The organism is Candidatus Peribacteraceae bacterium (assembly GCA_041661065.1).
In the GTDB taxonomy this organism is placed as follows: Bacteria; Patescibacteriota; Gracilibacteria; order Peribacterales; family Peribacteraceae; genus CAIKAD01.
Genome location: JBAZVD010000001.1, coordinates 271,475 through 289,149 on the forward strand (window position 1 = coordinate 271,475; position 17,675 = coordinate 289,149).

At 61.1% G+C, this 17,675-nt stretch carries 17 protein-coding genes and 4 tRNA genes; 13 read left to right on the top strand and 8 right to left on the bottom strand.

Features of this window, described 5'->3' with window-relative positions:
- Positions 1 to 44: 44 nt before the first annotated feature.
- Both WC698_01125 and WC698_01130 read right to left on the bottom strand, forming a co-directional pair.
- A complete protein-coding gene (locus WC698_01125; GenBank protein ID MFA6038855.1) occupies positions 45 to 371 on the bottom strand; it encodes a hypothetical protein in 327 nt (108 codons plus the stop codon).
- Between the two features lie 315 nt (positions 372 to 686).
- Positions 687 to 761 (bottom strand) — tRNA-Lys (locus WC698_01130).
- Between the two features lie 102 nt (positions 762 to 863).
- On the opposite strand from WC698_01130, the gene WC698_01135 reads away from it, so the two are divergent.
- The 3 genes from WC698_01135 (at position 864) to WC698_01145 (ending at position 2,093) form a co-directional block, all read left to right on the top strand.
- Complete coding sequence (locus WC698_01135; GenBank protein ID MFA6038856.1) at positions 864 to 1,151, top strand: hypothetical protein; 288 nt, start codon at positions 864 to 866, stop codon at positions 1,149 to 1,151.
- Between the two features lie 68 nt (positions 1,152 to 1,219).
- Entirely contained in the window at positions 1,220 to 1,978 is a 759-nt protein-coding gene (locus WC698_01140; protein MFA6038857.1) for a TatD family hydrolase, read from the top strand.
- A 38-nt stretch (positions 1,979 to 2,016) separates the two neighbouring features.
- Positions 2,017 to 2,093 (top strand) — tRNA-Arg (locus tag WC698_01145).
- 40 nt (positions 2,094 to 2,133) lie between these two features.
- Here WC698_01145 and WC698_01150 read toward each other — a convergent pair.
- Positions 2,134 to 2,976: a patatin-like phospholipase family protein gene (locus WC698_01150; protein ID MFA6038858.1), complete on the bottom strand. Its 843-nt coding sequence runs from the start codon at positions 2,974 to 2,976 to the stop codon at positions 2,134 to 2,136.
- A 104-nt stretch (positions 2,977 to 3,080) separates the two neighbouring features.
- Between WC698_01150 and WC698_01155 the strand changes: the two genes are divergently transcribed.
- Entirely contained in the window at positions 3,081 to 3,932 is an 852-nt protein-coding gene (locus tag WC698_01155) for a sugar phosphate nucleotidyltransferase (GenBank protein ID MFA6038859.1), read from the top strand.
- 78 nt (positions 3,933 to 4,010) lie between these two features.
- Here WC698_01155 and WC698_01160 read toward each other — a convergent pair.
- Positions 4,011 to 4,084: transfer RNA gene (locus WC698_01160), tRNA-Gly, on the bottom strand.
- Between the two features lie 71 nt (positions 4,085 to 4,155).
- Positions 4,156 to 4,233: transfer RNA gene (locus tag WC698_01165), tRNA-Gly, on the bottom strand.
- A gap of 213 nt (positions 4,234 to 4,446) precedes the next feature.
- Here WC698_01165 and WC698_01170 point away from each other — a divergent pair.
- From WC698_01170 to WC698_01190, 5 genes are all read left to right on the top strand, one after another.
- On the top strand, positions 4,447 to 4,833 hold the full coding sequence (locus WC698_01170) for a hypothetical protein (protein MFA6038860.1): 387 nt from the start codon (positions 4,447 to 4,449) through the stop codon (positions 4,831 to 4,833).
- Positions 4,833 to 5,447, top strand: coding sequence for a hypothetical protein (locus tag WC698_01175; GenBank protein ID MFA6038861.1), 615 nt, complete (start codon positions 4,833 to 4,835; stop codon positions 5,445 to 5,447). Before WC698_01170 ends, WC698_01175 begins: the two co-directional genes overlap by 1 nt.
- Complete coding sequence (locus WC698_01180) at positions 5,448 to 5,834, top strand: hypothetical protein (protein MFA6038862.1); 387 nt, start codon at positions 5,448 to 5,450, stop codon at positions 5,832 to 5,834. It begins immediately after the preceding gene.
- 46 nt (positions 5,835 to 5,880) lie between these two features.
- Positions 5,881 to 7,404 (top strand): methionine--tRNA ligase, encoded by a 1,524-nt coding sequence (locus WC698_01185; protein MFA6038863.1) that lies wholly within the window; start codon positions 5,881 to 5,883, stop codon positions 7,402 to 7,404.
- 247 nt (positions 7,405 to 7,651) lie between these two features.
- Positions 7,652 to 7,930 (top strand): hypothetical protein, encoded by a 279-nt coding sequence (locus WC698_01190; protein ID MFA6038864.1) that lies wholly within the window; start codon positions 7,652 to 7,654, stop codon positions 7,928 to 7,930.
- Positions 7,931 to 8,014: 84 nt separating this feature from the next.
- Here WC698_01190 and fmt read toward each other — a convergent pair whose 3' ends face one another.
- Positions 8,015 to 8,890, bottom strand: coding sequence for a methionyl-tRNA formyltransferase (gene fmt / locus WC698_01195; GenBank protein ID MFA6038865.1), 876 nt, complete (start codon positions 8,888 to 8,890; stop codon positions 8,015 to 8,017).
- 66 nt (positions 8,891 to 8,956) lie between these two features.
- Between fmt and rbfA the strand changes: the two genes are divergently transcribed.
- Positions 8,957 to 9,298 carry a 30S ribosome-binding factor RbfA gene (gene rbfA, locus WC698_01200; GenBank protein MFA6038866.1) on the top strand — a complete coding sequence of 114 codons (342 nt, stop codon included), beginning with the start codon at positions 8,957 to 8,959 and terminating at the stop codon, positions 9,296 to 9,298.
- 247 nt (positions 9,299 to 9,545) lie between these two features.
- Positions 9,546 to 10,565: a bifunctional oligoribonuclease/PAP phosphatase NrnA gene (locus tag WC698_01205; protein MFA6038867.1), complete on the top strand. Its 1,020-nt coding sequence runs from the start codon at positions 9,546 to 9,548 to the stop codon at positions 10,563 to 10,565.
- A 71-nt stretch (positions 10,566 to 10,636) separates the two neighbouring features.
- Here the strand turns inward: WC698_01205 and WC698_01210 are convergent, their stop codons facing one another.
- Together WC698_01210 and WC698_01215 are read right to left on the bottom strand one after the other, a co-directional pair.
- A complete protein-coding gene (locus tag WC698_01210) occupies positions 10,637 to 13,036 on the bottom strand; it encodes a DUF87 domain-containing protein (GenBank protein MFA6038868.1) in 2,400 nt (799 codons plus the stop codon).
- A 199-nt stretch (positions 13,037 to 13,235) separates the two neighbouring features.
- On the bottom strand, positions 13,236 to 14,027 hold the full coding sequence (locus WC698_01215; GenBank protein MFA6038869.1) for a hypothetical protein: 792 nt from the start codon (positions 14,025 to 14,027) through the stop codon (positions 13,236 to 13,238).
- A 254-nt stretch (positions 14,028 to 14,281) separates the two neighbouring features.
- On the opposite strand from WC698_01215, the gene argS reads away from it, so the two are divergent.
- Both argS and WC698_01225 read left to right on the top strand, forming a co-directional pair.
- On the top strand, positions 14,282 to 15,994 hold the full coding sequence (gene argS / locus WC698_01220) for an arginine--tRNA ligase (protein MFA6038870.1): 1,713 nt from the start codon (positions 14,282 to 14,284) through the stop codon (positions 15,992 to 15,994).
- Between the two features lie 60 nt (positions 15,995 to 16,054).
- The gene (locus WC698_01225) at positions 16,055 to 17,536 is read left to right on the top strand and encodes an SH3 domain-containing protein (protein ID MFA6038871.1); all 1,482 of its coding nucleotides are present in this window, start codon (positions 16,055 to 16,057) and stop codon (positions 17,534 to 17,536) included.
- Positions 17,537 to 17,675: the final 139 nt, after the last annotated feature.

Below are 17,675 nucleotides of genomic sequence, written 5' to 3' on the forward strand. Positions count from 1 at the left end.
GGGGGCTCGCCGTTCATGCCGGATTGAACCAGCGGTGGTTCTTCTCAGACAACCAGTTTTCCTTCCCGGTCCCGGGTGCTGATGGGCACTTCGGATGCAACGACCTTCACCGTGAATTCCCGCTCCCCCAGGGAGGTGGGCAACATCACTTTTTCGAAGGTGACGGTGCCTCTCAGGAGGTCGGAAGCAGCGTGGCGAATGTGCTTTTCCGTGAGCCTGCCTTGCAGGTACAGGTGTACTGCGTCGTAAGGGCTCATGACGAGGTGGTCGATGCGGTCTCCATTTCCCTCGGCGATGTCTTCATCGATGATCCTTTGTATTTCCGACGTCGCGAGCAAATGATCTTCTTCTTCCAGATATCCTCCGGACAAGACACTTACATACCACTGTCTTCCCTTCTTGAACCCAGAAGACTGAAAGATGTGGAAAATACCACCTACGATACGCGGAACTTCCAAAGTATCCTGCTGAGCGGCCATGGCAAAACCTCCTTTGTACGATGATGGAAAGAACCGATGGTGAATATGTCCTTTGGAGAAAAGACCGTCAAGGGAGGGGAGGTACGGGTGTGGTGGGTCGGCTTCGCTTTGGTATCGGGTGTCTGTATCGAATGTGATGTTCCTGGAGCCTGACTTTGCACAGCGTGGCCTGCCGACTACGGTCGGCAACCTTCGCTGCACGAAGGTTGGTGGGTCAGGTGGGGATCGAACCCACGGCCAATGGCTTAAAAGGCCACTGCTCTACCACTGAGCTACTGACCCATGAGGCAATGAACAAGATGGGACTGGCGCCCACTATACTGCTCTGCGAAGCCAGAGAATAGGACACCTTGACACATGTTAATAAAACTGTACATTACTACCATGTATCCGCTTGACGCAGATTTCTCCCAGGCAGCCTTCACCCTCCATCGGATGCGCTATCCCGATGACCTCATTGATGCGCAGGATTTCAAGGAAACCGCAAGACGCGCCGAGCGCCTTTTCTGCAACGTTGACCCCGTGAGGACGGACCTGAGGATGCAGGCATTCCAGGATTTGCTCGCCGCCCAAGAACATTGGGATCCTGAAGCGCAGGATGCTTATCAACGTGTGGAAGTCATCCGCGATACGCTCCATGAGCTGGCACGGGCGGTCGCAGAGCGGAATTGACCTGCCGTTCCGGAGGGGATGCCGTCCTGCAGTAGTGTATTCTTTGGATACGCGTATGGTTTCTCCCTATGATTGATACCCACTGCCACCTCGCCGATCGGAAGTTTGCGGAGGACCTCGACGCCGTTCTGGAACGCGCGCGTGAGGCGGGAGTGGACCGGATGATCACCATCGGGGACGGCATGGAGGAATCCCGGCGGTGCGTGGAGCTGGCGGAGAAGCATAGGAACGTCTTTTGCGCCGTGGGAGTGCATCCCCACAACACCAAGCAGTGGAAGGAGGGGGATCTTCATTCATTGCGGTTGATGGCAGAGGGGTCGAAGAAGGTGCGGGCGATAGGGGAGATAGGATTGGACTACCACTATGACTTCTCCCCGCGCGAGGTGCAGAAGAGGGTATTCGAGGACCAGTTAAAATTAGCCAAAGAAATTAACATATCATCCGTGGTACACAATCGGGAGTCCATCGGGGACTTGCGCGACATCATCGGGCGCGTGGCGCCGCAGAAGCTCGTCCTCCACTGCTGCACGGAGGAGTGGAAGGACGTGGAGCCGCTCGTCCGGCAGGGATACTTCCTTTCCTTCACGGGGATCGCGACGTACCCGAGCGCGGGGAACATCCGGGAGACGATCCGCCTGTGCCCCCTGGAGCGGATGATGGTGGAGACCGATGCGCCCTACCTTGCCCCGGGACCGTTCCGGGGGCAGAGGAACGAACCGGCGTACGTGACGGAGGTCGCCACGCTCATCGCGGAAATCAAAGGTGTGTCACCGGAAGAGGTGGAGCGGATTACCACGAAGAATGCGGAAGAGTTTTTCGGACTGTAGAAAACGCGATGAGACTGTACAATGGACGGGAAGCATTTGCGCTTGTAGCTCAATTGGATAGAGCGTCGGCCTCCGAAGCCGAAGGTTGTGGGTTCAAGTCCCGCCAAGCGCACCAAGTTTCGCTTCGCTCGCAAGAGCTCTCCCTGCCCTTCGCATCAACCGCGGGAGCTTTTCTGCAGCAGCGCCTTCACCTTGGGCATGGCGGCATCAGCCGCCTTGTAGCCCGCCCGGATGAAGGCATCGAACTTGTCGAAGCGGAAGGCGGAGGCGGCGGGCTTGGGGGTGATCACCAGGTCGGCGTTGCGAATGTCGCGGAGGAGGTTTTCATCGTTGAAGCGGAGCCAGTCGCGGAGGAAGGGAGGAGAGAAACGGGTGAGGGTGCGGAAGCTGGGCGTGGTATCGGTGGCGATGACCGCGTCGGGATGCGCGTGCTTGCGCAACGCCCGCACCGGCACGGCGCCGAAGTTGCAGATGTCCACGAAGGTGTCGCCGCCGATGGTGACGGGGGAGAAGACGACGGGGATGGCGCTGGAGGCGAGGATGGCGTCCAAAATGGGTGTGGAGGGGGGGAAGACGTATTCCTCGATGCACGAGGAAACGTAGCGGGAGAAATTGCGGGTGACGATCTTCTCCCAGCGTATGGGCGCCTTCACCCGTCCAGCTACGCACAAAAAGGGGATCGTGCAGTCGCCGATCATGGCGCCGCGGAAGATGTGCGCCAGATGGTCCTCCAGGCGCTGGCGGAACAAGCCGCCGTGCAGGCCGCCGCTGAAAGGCCGTTCGCTGGGTTTGACCACGTTCGTCATCTTCACGCGGGGGGCGAGTTCGCGGTAGGTGGAGAGGGGGAGGCCCAACGCGTAAATGGCGCCGACGATAGCCCCCATGCTGCTGGCGGCGATCACATTCGGCCGCAGGCCTTCCTCCTCCAGGCGTTCAATGACGCCGGCGTTGGCCATGCCCAGTGCGGATCCTGCGGAGAGTGCGAGGCCCCAGGTCATCAGGAAGAGTGTAGCACCGAGGTTGTAGGGACGCCCCGGCGGGGCGTCCCTACAAATGGCCAATGCCGTGCGTGTGATACGGAAATCGGGTACCCTCTCCCCATATGGCACCCATCACCCAAGCCATCCTCCCCATCGCCGGCCTCGGCACCCGTTTTCTCCCGTGGACCAAAGCGGTGCCCAAAGAAATGCTGCCCATCGGCACGCAACCCATCATCGGATTGCTCGTGGACGAATGCATCGAACTGGGGATCCGCGACATCTGTTTCGTGATCTCCAAGGGGAAGGAAATGATTCCGCAGTACTTCGACCGGGATATCGTGTTGGAAGGGGAGCTGGCGCGGCGGGGAAAATCCCATCTGCTGGAAGAGCTCCAGCGCTACGACGCCACGCGCTTCCACGTGGTGTACCAAGAGCAGCAGCTGGGGGACGGCCACGCTATCCTGCAGGCCGAGGGGTGGGTGGAGAGCGACGAGCTGGCCATCCTCTTCGGCGATGACCTGTTCATCGGGGCGGAGAGCGGCCTCAAGCAGCTGCAGAAGGGGTACGGGGGGGCGGGGGGCGGTGAGAAGGCCGTGATCGCCGTGGAGAACATCCCGCGGGAACTCACCGTGAAGTACGGGATCATCGACGTGGCGTCGGAAGTCCCCTCATTGCCGCGCCTGAAGAAGGTCAAGGGGCTCGTGGAAAAGCCCACGTCGGAGGCGGCGCCCTCCACGCTGGGCATCGTGGGTCGCTACCTCATCCCCCGGTCCACGTTCGCAGCCCTCCCCAAGGTCCAATCCTCCACGAAGGACGGGGAAATACGCCTCATCGACGCCCTGATCGCGCAGCTCAAGGACGTGGAGATCTACGGGTACGAGTGTGAAGGCAAGAGGCTGGATACCGGCACGCCGGAAGGCTACCGCGACGCGCTGATCGCCTACGGGGAGCAGGCGTTCCATGAGCAGCAGTGAGGGTGTTGAGTGAAACCTCGGCGTAGCACCCGCCTTGTCCTCCGTAGACTTGGCGAAGGAGGAAGGAGCGAAGCCGGATGGAGCGGGATACGGGAATCGAACCCGTCTCTCAAGCTTGGGAAGCTCGCGTACTACCACTGTACTAATCCCGCAGTATTGAGGTGGTTGAAGGATCAGATCGCCCTCTTCCGCACGCTCTTTGCATCCTTCGCGTTGCGAAGGATGGAGCGGATGACGGGGCTCGAACCCGCGACCTTCGCCTTGGCAAGGCGACGCTCTAAGCCAACTGAGCTACATCCGCAGAAATGCGTATCTCTAGTGTAAGGAACATGAAGCATGAAGCCAACTGCCTGCCCACCGTAGCCCCGAAGGGCGCAGGCGGGAGCTACATCCGCTTGAGCCCGAAAATGCTACGGAGAAATCCCGGAGGATGCAAGGTGTAGGGCTTACGACTGCAGGAATCCCATACCAGAGAGCACTCGCAGAAAAGGCTCAAATCTGCTATAATAGTTTGATGCGTGCATTCTCCAGGTTTTGGGCGCCGTGGACGGGCATTCTTGGGCTTCTGGCCGCCCCAAAGGCGTTTGCCCAGGAGGGCGGCGCCGGCAACGGTTTCCTGAGGCTCTTGGAGCCCATCGGGTCCTGCAACGTGTCCACCACGAACATGTTCTTCGGCTACATCAACTGCCTCTACCCCTGGGTGATGGGCGTGGCGGCCGGCCTGTGTGTCCTCTATGGCATTTGGGGTGGGTTGACCATGATCAACTCGGGGGGGGACCAGGCGAAGTACTCCGGCGCCACCAATAAAATCATGGCTGCTGTCGTCGGTCTCCTCATTCTCCTCTTCGCGAGCGTTATCCTGCAGACCATCAACCCTCTCTTCTTCCGGCCGGGCCTGTGATGCTCAAGAATCTCCTCCGCGCAACGGCATACGCAATGCTCCTGGCGCTTCCGTCCGCGGCATCCGCCGCCTACATCCCCCCGCTCATTTGCACCGGACTACCCGGGTGCAACAACAGCAACTTTCCGGGGCTCCTCGGCAACGGCATCCCCGTCATCGGGAGCGTATTGGTGGGGCTCGCCGCGGGGCTCTCTGTGGTGGCCGTCCTCTACGGGGGATTGCTCATGCTCCTTTCCGTGGGGGATGAAGGGAGGGTGACCAAGGGCAAGAACAGCATCATGTACGGGCTGGGCGGCTTGGCGCTGGCGTTGAGCGCGCAATCCCTGGTCTCCTTCCTCGTCACCGAACCCCTGCTGCAATTCCGTACGGTAGGCGGGACGCTGGGCCCCATCCAGGGGCTGCTCATTGCGGCGGTGACCATCGGCGTCAACGTCTTCAACGCCCTCCTCATCCTCGTGGTCCTCTACGCAGGGTTCCGTCTGGTGTACGCCCGCGGCAAGAGCGAAGACGTGAAGAAGGGGATCAGCACGCTCAAGTATGCGTTCATCGGCGCCGTGGTGGCCAATCTGTCCCGCGCCCTGGTGGAAGCATTCATCTCCATGATCACCTGGTAAATGGCCTCCCTCATCCGTCTCCTCTCGGCCTTCCTCCCCACCGCCCATGCGGTGGAACTGCAGGAGATCGGGCAAGGGGGGCCGGGCATCGACCGCATGTGGCAGATGATCAGCTCCATCTTCCCTTTCAGCTTCGGCGCGGAAATGACTCCGCAGGCCATCTTTTACAGCATCAACGTCCTCATCCTCACCACCATCGCCAGCGTCGCGGTGGTCCTCCTAGGCTACGCGGCGGTGCGCATCACCACGTCCGGCTTCGACGAGCAGGGCATCGCCCAGGCCAAGACCATTGCCAAGAACGTGGTGATCGGCCTCCTTGCGGCCATGGTGGCGGATGCCGTGGTGTATTGGGTGTTTGAGCTGATCTTGGCGATTGCGGGTTCCTGAGGCGGTGCGGGTTCACGGTGGAGGGGAATTCCGCTATCCTTTCGGCATGTCCCGCCAGTACGTCACTACGGCCATTGATTACGCGAACGCCGCCCCGCACATGGGGCACGTGATGGAGAAGATCATGGCGGACGTGGTGGCCCGGTGGTTCCGGTTGCGGGGGGATGACGTGCGCTTCCAGGTGGGGATGGACGAGCACGGGGTCAAGATTCAGCAGACCGCGGAGAAGCAGGGGATCACCCCCGCCGCGCTGGTGGAGAAGCTGAGCCCCGTCTACCGGGATCTCTACGCCGCGCTGGATATCTCCTTTGACGTCTTTGTGCGCACCACCGACCGCGAGCGTCATTGGCCCACCGTCACGGCCCTGTGGGAGAAGCTCCGGCAGGCCGGCGCGCTGGAGAAGCGGTCCTACATGGGTCTCTACTGCCCCGGGTGCGAGCGGTTCCTCACGAAGAAGGACTTGGTGGAGGGCAAGTGCCCGCTGCACAACGTGGCGCCCCAGGAAGTGCGGGAGGAGAATTACTTCTTCCTGCTCGCCAAGGAAGGGAAGAACCTCAAAACGCTGCTCACGGCGGCGGAGGGCGGCTACCGCATCATCCCGGATTTCCGCGCGCCGGAGACGCTCTCCCTCATCGAACAGGGATTGGAGGACGTCTCGTTTTCCCGTCCGCAAACGAGCCTCTCGTGGGGCATCCCCGTCCCCGGCGACCCCGGCCAGGTGATGTACGTGTGGTGCGACGCCCTCGCCAACTACATCTCCGGCATTGGCCTTCTCACCGATCACGAGGAGCTTGAGTGGTGGAATGATGCCACCGTCACGCATGTCATCGGCAAGGACATCGCGCGGTTCCACGCATTGATTTGGCCGGCCATGCTCCGGTACGCCGGCATCCGCACGCCCGACCGGCTCCTCATCCACGGGTTCCTCACGAGCGAGGGGCAGAAGATGAGCAAATCCATCGGCAACGTCGTCGTTCCCCAAGACGTCATCGACAAGTTCGGCGTGGATCCGCTGCGCTTCTACCTCTCACACCAGATTCCCGTGGGGAACGACGGCGACTTCTCCTGGAAACGCTTTGAGGAGCTGTACGAGGGGGTACTGGGGAACCAATTGGGGAACCTGCTCAACCGTGCGCTCGTGCTCCTCAAAAAAGAGGGGGGTTCCTTGGGTGATTTCGGCAAAGACCCGTTCTCGACGGACAAGAAATGGCTGGCATACGAGAAGAGCTTGCATGAATTCCGATTGGAAAATGCCGTGGCGGAAACGCTCGCACTCGTCACGGGCGCCAATCAGTTCGTGGACGAGAGGAAGCCATGGGCGATGAAGGGAGAAGAGAAGGGGCAGGTTCTCTCCACACTCGCGGAGGGTTTGCGGCATATCACGCTGCAGCTCCTTCCGTTCATCCCCCGTACGGCGCAGAAGATGGCGAAGCAATTGAACCTGCCGTACACGGAGAGGATGTTGGGGAAGGACTTTGTGATCACCGGGCAGATGAAGGAATGGGGAGGGGAGAAGGCGTGGAAGAGCGTTGGAGAGCCGGAGATCCTGTTTCCGAGGCTTCAGGGGTAGCGGTTGTTGAAAGAATACGAAAGGAAGGACTTGAGGATGCGGGCTTTGGCATGGAGCTTTTCTTTTCAGGGGCTTGAATGACATTCCCGAAGTCCGAAGTCCGATGTCCAAAGTCCTCGCTTCCATATTGCATTCGCTCTTCCATTTGCTACCATAGATCCGCTTCCCAACCGGCCGAACAGCGAAGACGAGGCAGTGGTGATGGGAGCAGCGATTCATTCCTTCCCCCTTCCTTATGTTCGATCCGATGTCGGAGCTCTCAGGCACGCCTGCGCAGGACGATGCCCTCGGCGGTACGCTGCCCAAGGGTGGCAATGGCGGAGGCCGCTACGCGCAAGATATCCATTCCGTCACCATCCACGCTCGCCAGCGCACGTTCTACGTAGACCTCAAGGAGAGCGGCAACGGAAAGTTCTTCAAGATCTCCGAGAAGTCACGCGGCGGACAGAAGACCACCATCATGTTCGACGTGGAGGACCTCGATAAGATGATCGAGGCACTGCAGGAGATGAAGACGAAGTTGTGATACGCGTAGACGTATCCGTATTTCGTATCCCGTATTGCGTATCAAGTTGTGTGAGAAGTAATGAGTACACATATGTGTACACATTCACTGCTGGCGTCCGCGTGCCCATTCGGCACCGCCCATTGGCCTCTTGCCGGCGGGCTGGACGGTGACGAGGTGGAGCGTGGTGTTGCCGGCGCAGGGGAGAGGGTGCGAACCGGGGACGAGTTCCAGGGAGCTCTCCAACACTTTGAGTTGCTTCCCATCAACGGTGAACGCGACGCCCGGCCACGGATTCAATGCCCGCACCTTGCGGTCGATCTCCTCCGCCGTCATCGCCTGCGGATCCGAAAGGCCGTCTTTTCGCGTCAGCTTGCCGCAGGGCACAATCCCTTCGCGGGCTTGCGGAGAAGGCTGCAGGGGTCGGAGGAGGGTATCGCGCAGGAGGGTGGCGCCCAAGGTTGCGAGGCGGTGGTGGAGGGTCTGCGCCGTCTCCCGCGGGTCCATGGCCACCTTCACTTGGGAGAGGATGGGTCCCGCATCCAGTTCCCTCACCATGTGCTGCACGGTGACGCCCGTCTCCGCATCCCCGGCCAGGATGGCGTGCTGGATGGGGGAGGCGCCGCGGAAGCGCGGGAGGAGGGAGGCATGCACGTTCACGGGGGCGGCGGTGGGGAAATCGAGGATTTCCTGCGAGAGGATTTGCCCGTAGGAAACCACCACCAGGAAGTCCGGGCGCTGCAAGCCGAGGGCGAGGAATTCCTTGCGTATGGCGCGGGGCTGCAACACGGGGAGTTCCAGTTCCAGGGCGGCGGTTTTGACAGCGGGGGGGGTGAGCGCCTGCTTGCGCCCCGTGGGCTTATCGGGCTGGGTGATCACTGCTTCGATGTGGAAAGCTTCCTCCTTGGCCAGGAGCCGCAGGGCAGGGACGGCGAAGGGGGAAGTGCCGAGGAAGATGATGCGGAGAGGGGATTGTCCCATGATGCAGGAGTGTACCGGTAGGGACGCGACATGTCGCGTCCTTACGAATATTGCTACAGTGAGCCTATGACATCGTCGAATCCCAAGAAACGTCCGGCCATGATCGCTTCCGTGGTCCGCGAGATCATTGCGCCGGCGTTGCGCGGCTGCCCGCCTGCGTGCGGCATCGTCACTATCACGCGGGTGGAGGTTTCCCAGGATGCCTCCTACGCAACCGTCTACATCAGCGCCCTCAAGGAACCCAAACTCGCCCTCGCATCCCTGGAGGAACGGCTGCGCGAGATCCAGCATCAGGTGGGGAAGAAGCTGCAGATACGCCTGACGCCGCGCGTGCGGTTCCGTTTGGATGAGAGCGGGGAACGGGGGGCAAAGATTGAACAACTGATCGATCGGCAGTTACAGGAATGAAGGACTTAGGGATTAGGACTTAGGACTTAGGGATGAGGACTGTGGATCCGGCGATGATGGCTATGCATATGTCATTCAATCTGGACGAAAGAGATGCAGATGACACTTCGAATCACCTGCAACACGAAGTTGCCGGCGCGCGTTGAATGGATCTTCCATCACCCACTACACTCCACTCCTTTACCTTTCCCTCTTCGGGCGTGAGGATCCGGAATGAAATTTTCCTCATCCCGCAGCCACAGTCCCTATGGCAATCGCCAAGGCAGACGCAGACCGGGCAACGGATATCCTCAGTACGGCTCGTCGCGTCCGCTGCATGTGCCACCGCAATCCCGACGGGGATGCCATCGGCGCGCTCCTGGGGTTCGGCTTGCTGATGGAGGAGCTCTTCCCCCACATCGAAGTCTTCTTCCACTGCGTGGATCCCGTGCCGGAGACGTTCCACTTCCTGCCCGGGGCGCGGCGCGTGAGCGTCCCTCTGCCCATCGAGGAGTTCCGGCCCACGGAGGATGCGTGCGTGTTCCTGGATTGCGCGGAGCCCAAGCTCACGGAACTGCAGGAGAGCCATCCCCAGCTCTTCGACGGCACCTTCCGCACCGTCGTCATCGACCACCATCCCAGCAACCCCAAGTTCGGCACGGTCAATTTTGTGGTCCCCGAGGCCAGTTCCTCCTGCGAAGTCATCGTCCAGCTGGCGGATTTGCAGGGGTGGGAGCTCTCGCCGGACATCGCCACCTGCCTCCTCACGGGGGTCTATACGGATACCGGAGGGCTCCTGCACAGCAATACCACCGCGCCCGTGTACCGTACGGTGGCGCGGTTGTTGCGCTCCGGCGCCCATCGCCAGAGCGTGGTGAACGCCGTGTTCCGCTCGGCCAAGATCAGCACATTGCGTCTGTGGGGGCGGGTGTTGGAGAAGGTGTCCGTCACGGAGGAGGGCGGCGCCATTTCCGCGGTCACGGAAGGGGATTTTAGGGCGACGGGAGCCGATTACAGCGAACTCACCGGCGCCATCGACTACGTCAATGCGGTCCCGGGGATGCGCTTCTCGCTCATCCTCTCGGAACGCGAGGGCAAGGTGAAGGGGTCGCTCCGCACGCTGCGGGACGACGTGGATGTTTCCCAAATGGCCGGAAAGTTCCACGGGGGAGGGCACAAGAAGGCGGCGGGATTCGCGCTTTCGGGCTCATTGCGGCCGGAGGTGCGGTGGAAGGTTGTGGAGGAAGAACGACCGACGGACCGGGAGGAAGAGAAGGGAGGGGGGTGAATGTTTCTCGTTTCTCGAATCGAGAAAAGCCCTCAGCTGCCGAACAGGGGAGCTTCACCCGCACTCCCTTGTCATTCCGTCTTTTCATCCTCCTCCTTCGTCGCTTCCGGCGTGGCGGTTGAGTCCTGTTCCGCAGGTTTCGCGGCGGCAGGTGCGGCGGAAACGTCAAACAGACTATCGAGGTTGGCGGAGGGAGGAGTGGTGGACGGGGTTTCCGCCTTTACGGCTGCGACGGGCGGCGTCACGTCCGCGGGGGTGGCAGGAGGGGCTTCCGGCACGGGCGTTTGCGGAGCGGTCACTACCGGAGCCGGAGCATCTGCGGGTGGCTCGACGGGCGTTGCGGCGGTGGGTTCAGCGGGAGGTGCAGCGGGAGGTGCAGCCGGAGCGTCCTCCGCAGTATTCTCCGGAGGGGTTTGTGCGGGGGTGGTTTCCGCAGTGGGCGCCTTGAGCATGCTATGGGCATTGGGAGGCTCCACGGGTGACGGAGGGGGTTCCGGCTCGGTGGGAGCGTTCTTGCGCGCCTCAATGGCCTGTGCGCGTTCCTGGACCGCTTCCGTGGCGCGCCGTGCCAGCATCTCCTCGGGCTTGGTGGTCACCACGGCCGCTTCCTCCGGGGAGGCGACGATCTCAATGGCCACGTGCTTGTTCCCCGCGAAGAAGATGCCCTGTCCCACGCCGGAGTTGAGGAGGATGTATTTCTCTCCGTCCGTCAGGTAGAAGAGCTTCTGGAGGTTATCCACGGCCGTGGGGGATTGCTTGAGGAGCACCTGCAGGGAGGAGTTGGTGATGATGGGCTTGCCGTACGGCGAATTGACGAAGTCCTCCACGTCCTGCGTGATGGTGGTGATCCCCAAGTAGTACTTGCGGGCGCGCTTGACGATGCCGTACAGGAAGCGGGCGGAATCCTCGTACTGCATCAGGTTCCAGGCCTCGTCGATCACCAGGTAGCGCCGCTTGAGCTCGGTGCGCACGCGGTTCCAGAGGTAGTTGAGCACGATGTAAATGGCAATGGGCCGCAGCTGCTCCTCCAAATCACGGATCTGGAAGACGATGAGCTGCTTATCCAATTCCACGTTGGTCTGCCGGTCGAACAGCCCCGCGAAGCTTCCCTGAGTGTACTTCTGGAGCACCTTGGCCATGTTCTCGCCGCCGTCGGTAGTCATGAGCACGTCCACCAGGTCCTGCAGGGTGGGGGGCTCCAGGTCGCCGGGGTTCTGGGTGGCCAACGTGATGCCCTTGAGCGCGTAGGTATCCAAAATCGCCTTATCCAACACCCCGTCCTCCGCCGGCGTGAGCGAGCCCAGCATCAGCTTGAAGAGGCCGTGGAGGTTGATCACCGCGGCGCGCAGCACTTCCCCCGCCTCCGCTTCCTCCCCGCGGATGGCGGCGGGCAGGTCAAAAGGATTCACGCGGAAGGAGCTTTGGAGCGAGAGGGGGATGTAGGAACCGCCGACGGTCTTGCACAGGTCGCCGTATTCGTTTTCCGGGTCAATCACCAGCACTTCGGTGCCCAGCATGAGCGCCCGGAGGATCTCCAGCTTGATGGTGAAGGACTTCCCCGCGCCGGAGATGGCGAAGATGTTGGCGTTGGCGTTCGGGAGGTCAAAACGGTCGAAGATCACCAGGCTTTCGTTGTGCCGGTTGATGCCGTAGAGGATGCCCCGGTCGCTCGTCAGGTCGCAGCTGGAGAAGGGGAAGCTGGTGGCCAGCGGCGACGTGTTCATGTTGCGGTTGATCTCCAATTCGTCCAGGCAGAGGGGCAGGGTGGAGGTGAAGGCGTGTTCCATTTGGAAGTAGGCGGGTTTCGTGAGCACCAGCTTGCCGCCCAGCATGGATTCCACGTCCGTCTGCATCTTCTTCAGCTTCTCCTCGTCATCCGCGTAGAGAGTGAGGTACAGCCCCAGCTGGAACAGCTTCTCCTGGCCGCGCGCCAGCAGGTCGCGCAGCTCTTCCGCATCCTGGAGGGCGGCTTCCAGCGCCGGGTCGCGCACGATGCCGCGCTGCTCGAGCATGCGGATGCTGGAGCGCAGCTCCGCCACCTTCTTGCGGAGCATCTTCATGATGGACTTGTTGCTGGAGGGGTAGATGTACTGCGCAATATCCATCTGTGCGTCCGTGTTGATGGTCTGCGACAGCCAGTTGGGGTAGATGTAATTCGGCCAATTGTAGGCGTACAGCGTGCGCGTGTGCTGGTCGTTGAGCATCAGTTCCGTGCTGCGCACGTCCATGGCCGACGGCGCGATGATATCCAGGATCTTCTGGAGCCCCTCCTCGTAGTGTTTGAGCGCCGTCCTCTCGTCCAACGTCAAATCATCCCCGGCGGAGAGGCCTCCCTTGTCGATGCCGGGCTCGGCGCGGAGGTTGAGACCGAGCAGTTCATCTATGGCGAGCAGAAGCGGAGAAGGTCCCGCAGGAGCCTTGGGCTTCGTCGCCGTAGGGAGAGCCTTTGGGGGGACGGGGGGGGTGGCCACGTGGGCGCAGTGAAATCTAGTAATTATAGCGGAAAAACCGTGTTTTTACAACGGATGTTGACAGAAGTACCTATTGCGTATTTCGTATTAAGTATCCCGTATTACGTATAAAAAACACATACGTAATACGCAATACGTGATACGTAATACGTTGAATCAACACATACGTAATACGCAATACGCCATACGCGATACGTTCTTAGAGCATCCACGTGCGGTCCTGGATCGTGGAGCCGCCGCTCCGCCTGCGGTTCTGGGCTTCCTCCAAGATCCCCAAGCTCTCCACTCCCGGCACTTCCACCACCTTGAGCCCGGAGATGAGGATTTCGCGGTTCTCCCCGATCGCCTGCAGCCGTTCATCCGCGATTTCCAGCAGCTCCTCGTAGGTGCGCCCCAGGTCCCGCACCTCCTCGTTCTCCCCGCCCACCTTCGTCTGCTCCAGCTTCGCGGTGCTCAATTCCTGGCGCAGCGCTCCCGCGGCGGAATAGTCCTGGTCGCGGAACGCCCGGTCAATGTTCTTCTGGAGCGTGGAAACCGCGGTGCGCGCCTCCCGCTCCTTCACGCGCAGGACATCCTCGCGCTGCTGCAGGTCTTCGCGCATCCGCAGGCAGCGTGCCGTAATGTTCTCGAGGGATTCCACGTACGCGTTCAGCGTGGTGGTGCGGTCCGTGCTGCGGTTGAGGAGGTCGGGGATGTCCACCTGCAGGATGTTCCCGAATTCCTGGAGGAGCGCGAACGTATCTTGGCTCTCCAGAGGGTTGAAGCCCGCGACGAGCACCAAACCCGCTTCCAAGCCGGTCATGGCGGAGGAAGTGAGCGGCAAAATGCCGCCTCCCAAGTAGTGGCTCACGAACATCCCCAGCGAGGCGCTCGGCCGTGCGAGGGTGGGCAGCTCCTCCTGCTGCGTCACGGGAGGAGGTTCTTGTTTGCGGCATCCTCCGAGGACGATGAGGGGGACGATGAGGATGGAGAAGAGGGGACGAAGTTTCATCGACGGGGATTGTAGTGTTTTTTGAAGAAGATAGGAATCACGGGAGCGCGCCAACCTCCGGAACCTGTGTTTTGCGTGTCTATACACTGTATAAACACTGTCATTACAGACGTTCACAAATAGTGTTCAGAATATGAGGACATTCTGTGTGCAAGATCAATTTTTTGTTTCAAGTGGAATCTGTACATACAGCTGCTACATTTGCGTACATTCCTGAGTAGCATTGTTGTTCAGGAGACGTCTGAGTCGCCCAGATGTTTTCCACACTGACAGCAGAGGCCTTGCGTGTTATCCGAAGCATAGCGGGTGACGAAGCTGTTGTAGAAGCCACTCTTTGGCAGTTCCCACGGGAACCGGAGCGTGGGGATTTGGCGACGAGCATCGCATTGAGCTTGAGCAAATCATTGAAACAGAACCCTCTCGATATCGCGAAGACTTTGGCGGAGGGAATGGGAAAAGTGGCGGGAGTGGAGCGGGCGGAAGCGACGGCCCCCGGCTATGTGAACGTTTGGCTCACCACCGCGTCGTTCATGGAAGAGTTGAAGGAGGCGAGAGATTCCACCGCTCCGGCGAAGACGCGGAAGAAAGAGGCGCCGGTGATCATCGATTTCTGCGGACCGAATATCGCCAAGCCCCTCGGCGTGCACCATTTGGGATCGCACGTCATCGGGCAGGCCATCATCAACCTCTATCGGCACACCGGCGCGAACGTCATCGGCTGGAGCTATCCAGGCGATTGGGGGACGCAGTTCGGCAAATTGGCGGTGGCATTCCGCAAATGGGGCGGGGGGAAGAGTCCCAAGGACTACTCCGTGGAGGAATTGTTGGCGCTCTACGTCCGCTTCCACGACGAAGCGGAGAAGGATCCGTCCCTGGAGGACGAAGCGCGGGCAGCGTTCAAGAAGATCGAGGACGGGGATCCGGAGCTGCGCAGCTTCTGGGCGGACGTGGTTGCGGTGAGCAAAGAGGCTCTCCTGAAGCTTTATGAGCGGCTGCATCTCCATGTGGATGTGGAGACGGGGGAGAGCTTCTATGAGGGGAAGATGGCGCCGATATTGGAAGAGGGGAAGAAGAAGGGGGTGTTCCGGACGGGGGAGGGTGGCGCCCTCATCGTGCCGTTCCCGGAAGAGGCAGGCATGCCGCCGCTTCTCATGCAGAAGAGCGACGGGTCCACCCTCTATGCCACGCGCGACCTGGCGATGATCCGCCATCGTATAGACGAGTACCATCCTTCCGCCCTCTATTACGTGGTGGATGTAGCCCAGAGCATGCACTTTAAGCAGCTCTTCGAGACGTGCCGTTTGTTGGGGTGGGAACTTCCCGTGCTGGAACACACGCTCTTCGGACGCATGCGCTTCCCGGATACGTCGATGAGTACACGTAAAGGGACGGCTCTCCGCATGGAACAAGTGCTGGACGAAGCGGTGAAGCGCGCAGACGACACCATCCGTTCACATGGGGAGTCGATACAGACGGACGATCCCTCCGGTTTGGCCGAAATGATGGGCATCGGGGCGGTGGTCTATGGCATTCTGAGCCAGAACCGCAAGATGGACATCGTGTTCGATTGGGACAAGATGCTCAGTTTCGATGGGAACAGCGCCCCCTACCTGCAATACACCCACGCCCGCGCGCGTTCCGTCCTCCGCAAGGCGAAAGAGGGGAAGATGGCAGTGAAGGAGGGGATTGTCCCAGAAGCATTGGGAGCCGGTGAACGCATCCTCCTGCGCTCCCTTCTGCAATTTCCCCTCGTCCTGGAAGAGGCGCGGGAGACGCGGTTGCCCCACAAGCTCACCAACTACCTCTACGCGCTCTGCCAGGACTTCAACAAATTCTACAACACGGACCCCATCCTCAAAGCGGAGGATCCCGCCCGTTCCTTCCGCCTCACCCTCACCGGCCTTGCTGCGGACATTCTCAAGAGCGGCGCGGCGATCCTCACCCTGCGTGTTCCGGACCGTATGTAATTCTTTTCGCGGGTACGAACATCCGCGCTTCATTCTCTTCTTCTCTTCCCTTCCCGTCCCATGAACGCCTATCGTCGCACGGCCCGCCGGCGCCCCTCGCGCCTCCACGCCGGTCCCATTCTCGCCTTTCTCCTTGTCGCTTCCTTCGGCATCCTGTTCGCGGGGTGCGGAAAGCAGGTGAACGTGAAAGGCCCCGAAGACATGCCGCAGGATGACATCACCTTCACGGAGGAAGACCTGGCGCGCTTCCGGCGCCTCGCGGGGGTGGATGAGGAGACGAGCTCGGCCGGGCTTGCGGGGGACCAGGCATCATCCGGAAGTGCAGAGGCCTCCAGCGCTCCGGTATTGCGGGCGGGCGAGGGGAGCGGGGCGGCGGTGGCGTCGAACATTCCCGTCCTGGATCTCAGCATGGTCCAGCGCTACGACGCCATGCGGTCCGCGGGGGCGGTGGAGGGGGAGAACCGGTACCGCGTGACCAACACATTCCTCAATGTGCGGTCGGAAGCCAAAGTGCAATCGGCGCTCGTCGCGCGGCTGAACGGGGGGGATGAGGTCATCGTGCTGGAGTTCGTGAATGCGGGGTGGGCGAAGGTGAAAGTGGGGGACAAGCAGGGATACGCCGCCATCCAATACCTGGCCAAAGTGACGACGGATGACCTGCTGGCCAAGGAACAGAAGGCATTCGAGGGGCTCTACTACGTGAGTTTCGGCTTCGTGAACGTGCGCGCGAAACCGGAGCAGAAGAGCGAGAAGCTGGGGGAAATCCCCGGGCAGGCGTTCATCCGCCCCTTGGCCATCGAAAACGATTGGGCGCGCGTGGCGTTCCAGGGGAAGGAAGGGTACGTCTCCATGGGGTACCTGGCGCCGTTCCGCCCCACCTTCGTGGTACGGCAGGAGAAGTTCGTGCTCCCCATCTTCCGCTACGCCATCGGACAACCGGGAATGCTGGACGCGCTTGCGGCGCACGTGGTGGCGCTCAAGCAAGCGGGGGCCGCCTTCACCACGCTGCGGGATTTCCAGGCGGTTCTTTTGCAGCAGGACCAGAAGAAGGATGCGCGCCTGCCGGAGAAGAGCGTGCTCATCGCCATCACCGACGTGACGCCGGAAACCGTGAGAAAGGCCTCGGACATCCTGTACGGCAACAGCGTGCGGGCGACGTTCTTCCTCCAATCGGGCCGCGTGGGCCTCTCCGGCATCACGCAGAAAGCCCTCATGACCTTGCTTGCCAACGGGTTCGACATCCAATCCGCCGGGCACAGCGGGGATGACCTGCGCGCCCTCACCAACACCCAGGTGCAGGCGGAGGTGGCGCAGAGCCGCAAGACGCTGGAGGACATGCTGGGGAAGCAGGTGTTCGCCATCGACTATCCCCAGGGCGGCGTGAACGACCGCGTAAGCGCGGTGGCGGCGGAGGCGGGGTACCTGTTCGGGGTGGGGAACGCGCCCGATAAGCAGTTCCTGCGCTCGCAGTTCCTGCGCCTGCCCAGTTACGCCGTCACCACCAGCATGACGGCGGAAGACATCCTGCAGATCATCAAATAGGACGCCCCACAAGCGTCCATCCATCCCTTTCCTCCCCATGACCAGCACCAGCTCGCCATAACCGGCCCTCCCGCGCGTGTGGACCATCGTCTGCGTTCCCGCAGAGAGTGACATTGAACCTCATGTCCTGTGTCGCTCA

Coding starts and splice junctions, on each gene's coding strand:
- WC698_01155 (MFA6038859.1), top strand. CDS start 3,081: ATGGCACCCATCACCCAAGCCATCCTCCCCATCGCCGGCCTCGGCACC.
- WC698_01190 (MFA6038864.1), top strand. CDS start 7,652: ATGTCGGAGCTCTCAGGCACGCCTGCGCAGGACGATGCCCTCGGCGGT.
- WC698_01205 (MFA6038867.1), top strand. CDS start 9,546: ATGGCAATCGCCAAGGCAGACGCAGACCGGGCAACGGATATCCTCAGT.
- WC698_01215 (MFA6038869.1), bottom strand. CDS start 14,027: ATGAAACTTCGTCCCCTCTTCTCCATCCTCATCGTCCCCCTCATCGTC.
- WC698_01175 (MFA6038861.1), top strand. CDS start 4,833: ATGCTCAAGAATCTCCTCCGCGCAACGGCATACGCAATGCTCCTGGCG.
- WC698_01150 (MFA6038858.1), bottom strand. CDS start 2,976: ATGACCTGGGGCCTCGCACTCTCCGCAGGATCCGCACTGGGCATGGCC.
- rbfA (MFA6038866.1), top strand. CDS start 8,957: ATGACATCGTCGAATCCCAAGAAACGTCCGGCCATGATCGCTTCCGTG.
- WC698_01135 (MFA6038856.1), top strand. CDS start 864: ATGTATCCGCTTGACGCAGATTTCTCCCAGGCAGCCTTCACCCTCCAT.
- fmt (MFA6038865.1), bottom strand. CDS start 8,890: ATGGGACAATCCCCTCTCCGCATCATCTTCCTCGGCACTTCCCCCTTC.
- WC698_01180 (MFA6038862.1), top strand. CDS start 5,448: ATGGCCTCCCTCATCCGTCTCCTCTCGGCCTTCCTCCCCACCGCCCAT.
- argS (MFA6038870.1), top strand. CDS start 14,282: ATGTTTTCCACACTGACAGCAGAGGCCTTGCGTGTTATCCGAAGCATA.
- WC698_01185 (MFA6038863.1), top strand. CDS start 5,881: ATGTCCCGCCAGTACGTCACTACGGCCATTGATTACGCGAACGCCGCC.
- WC698_01140 (MFA6038857.1), top strand. CDS start 1,220: ATGATTGATACCCACTGCCACCTCGCCGATCGGAAGTTTGCGGAGGAC.
- WC698_01225 (MFA6038871.1), top strand. CDS start 16,055: ATGAACGCCTATCGTCGCACGGCCCGCCGGCGCCCCTCGCGCCTCCAC.
- WC698_01170 (MFA6038860.1), top strand. CDS start 4,447: ATGCGTGCATTCTCCAGGTTTTGGGCGCCGTGGACGGGCATTCTTGGG.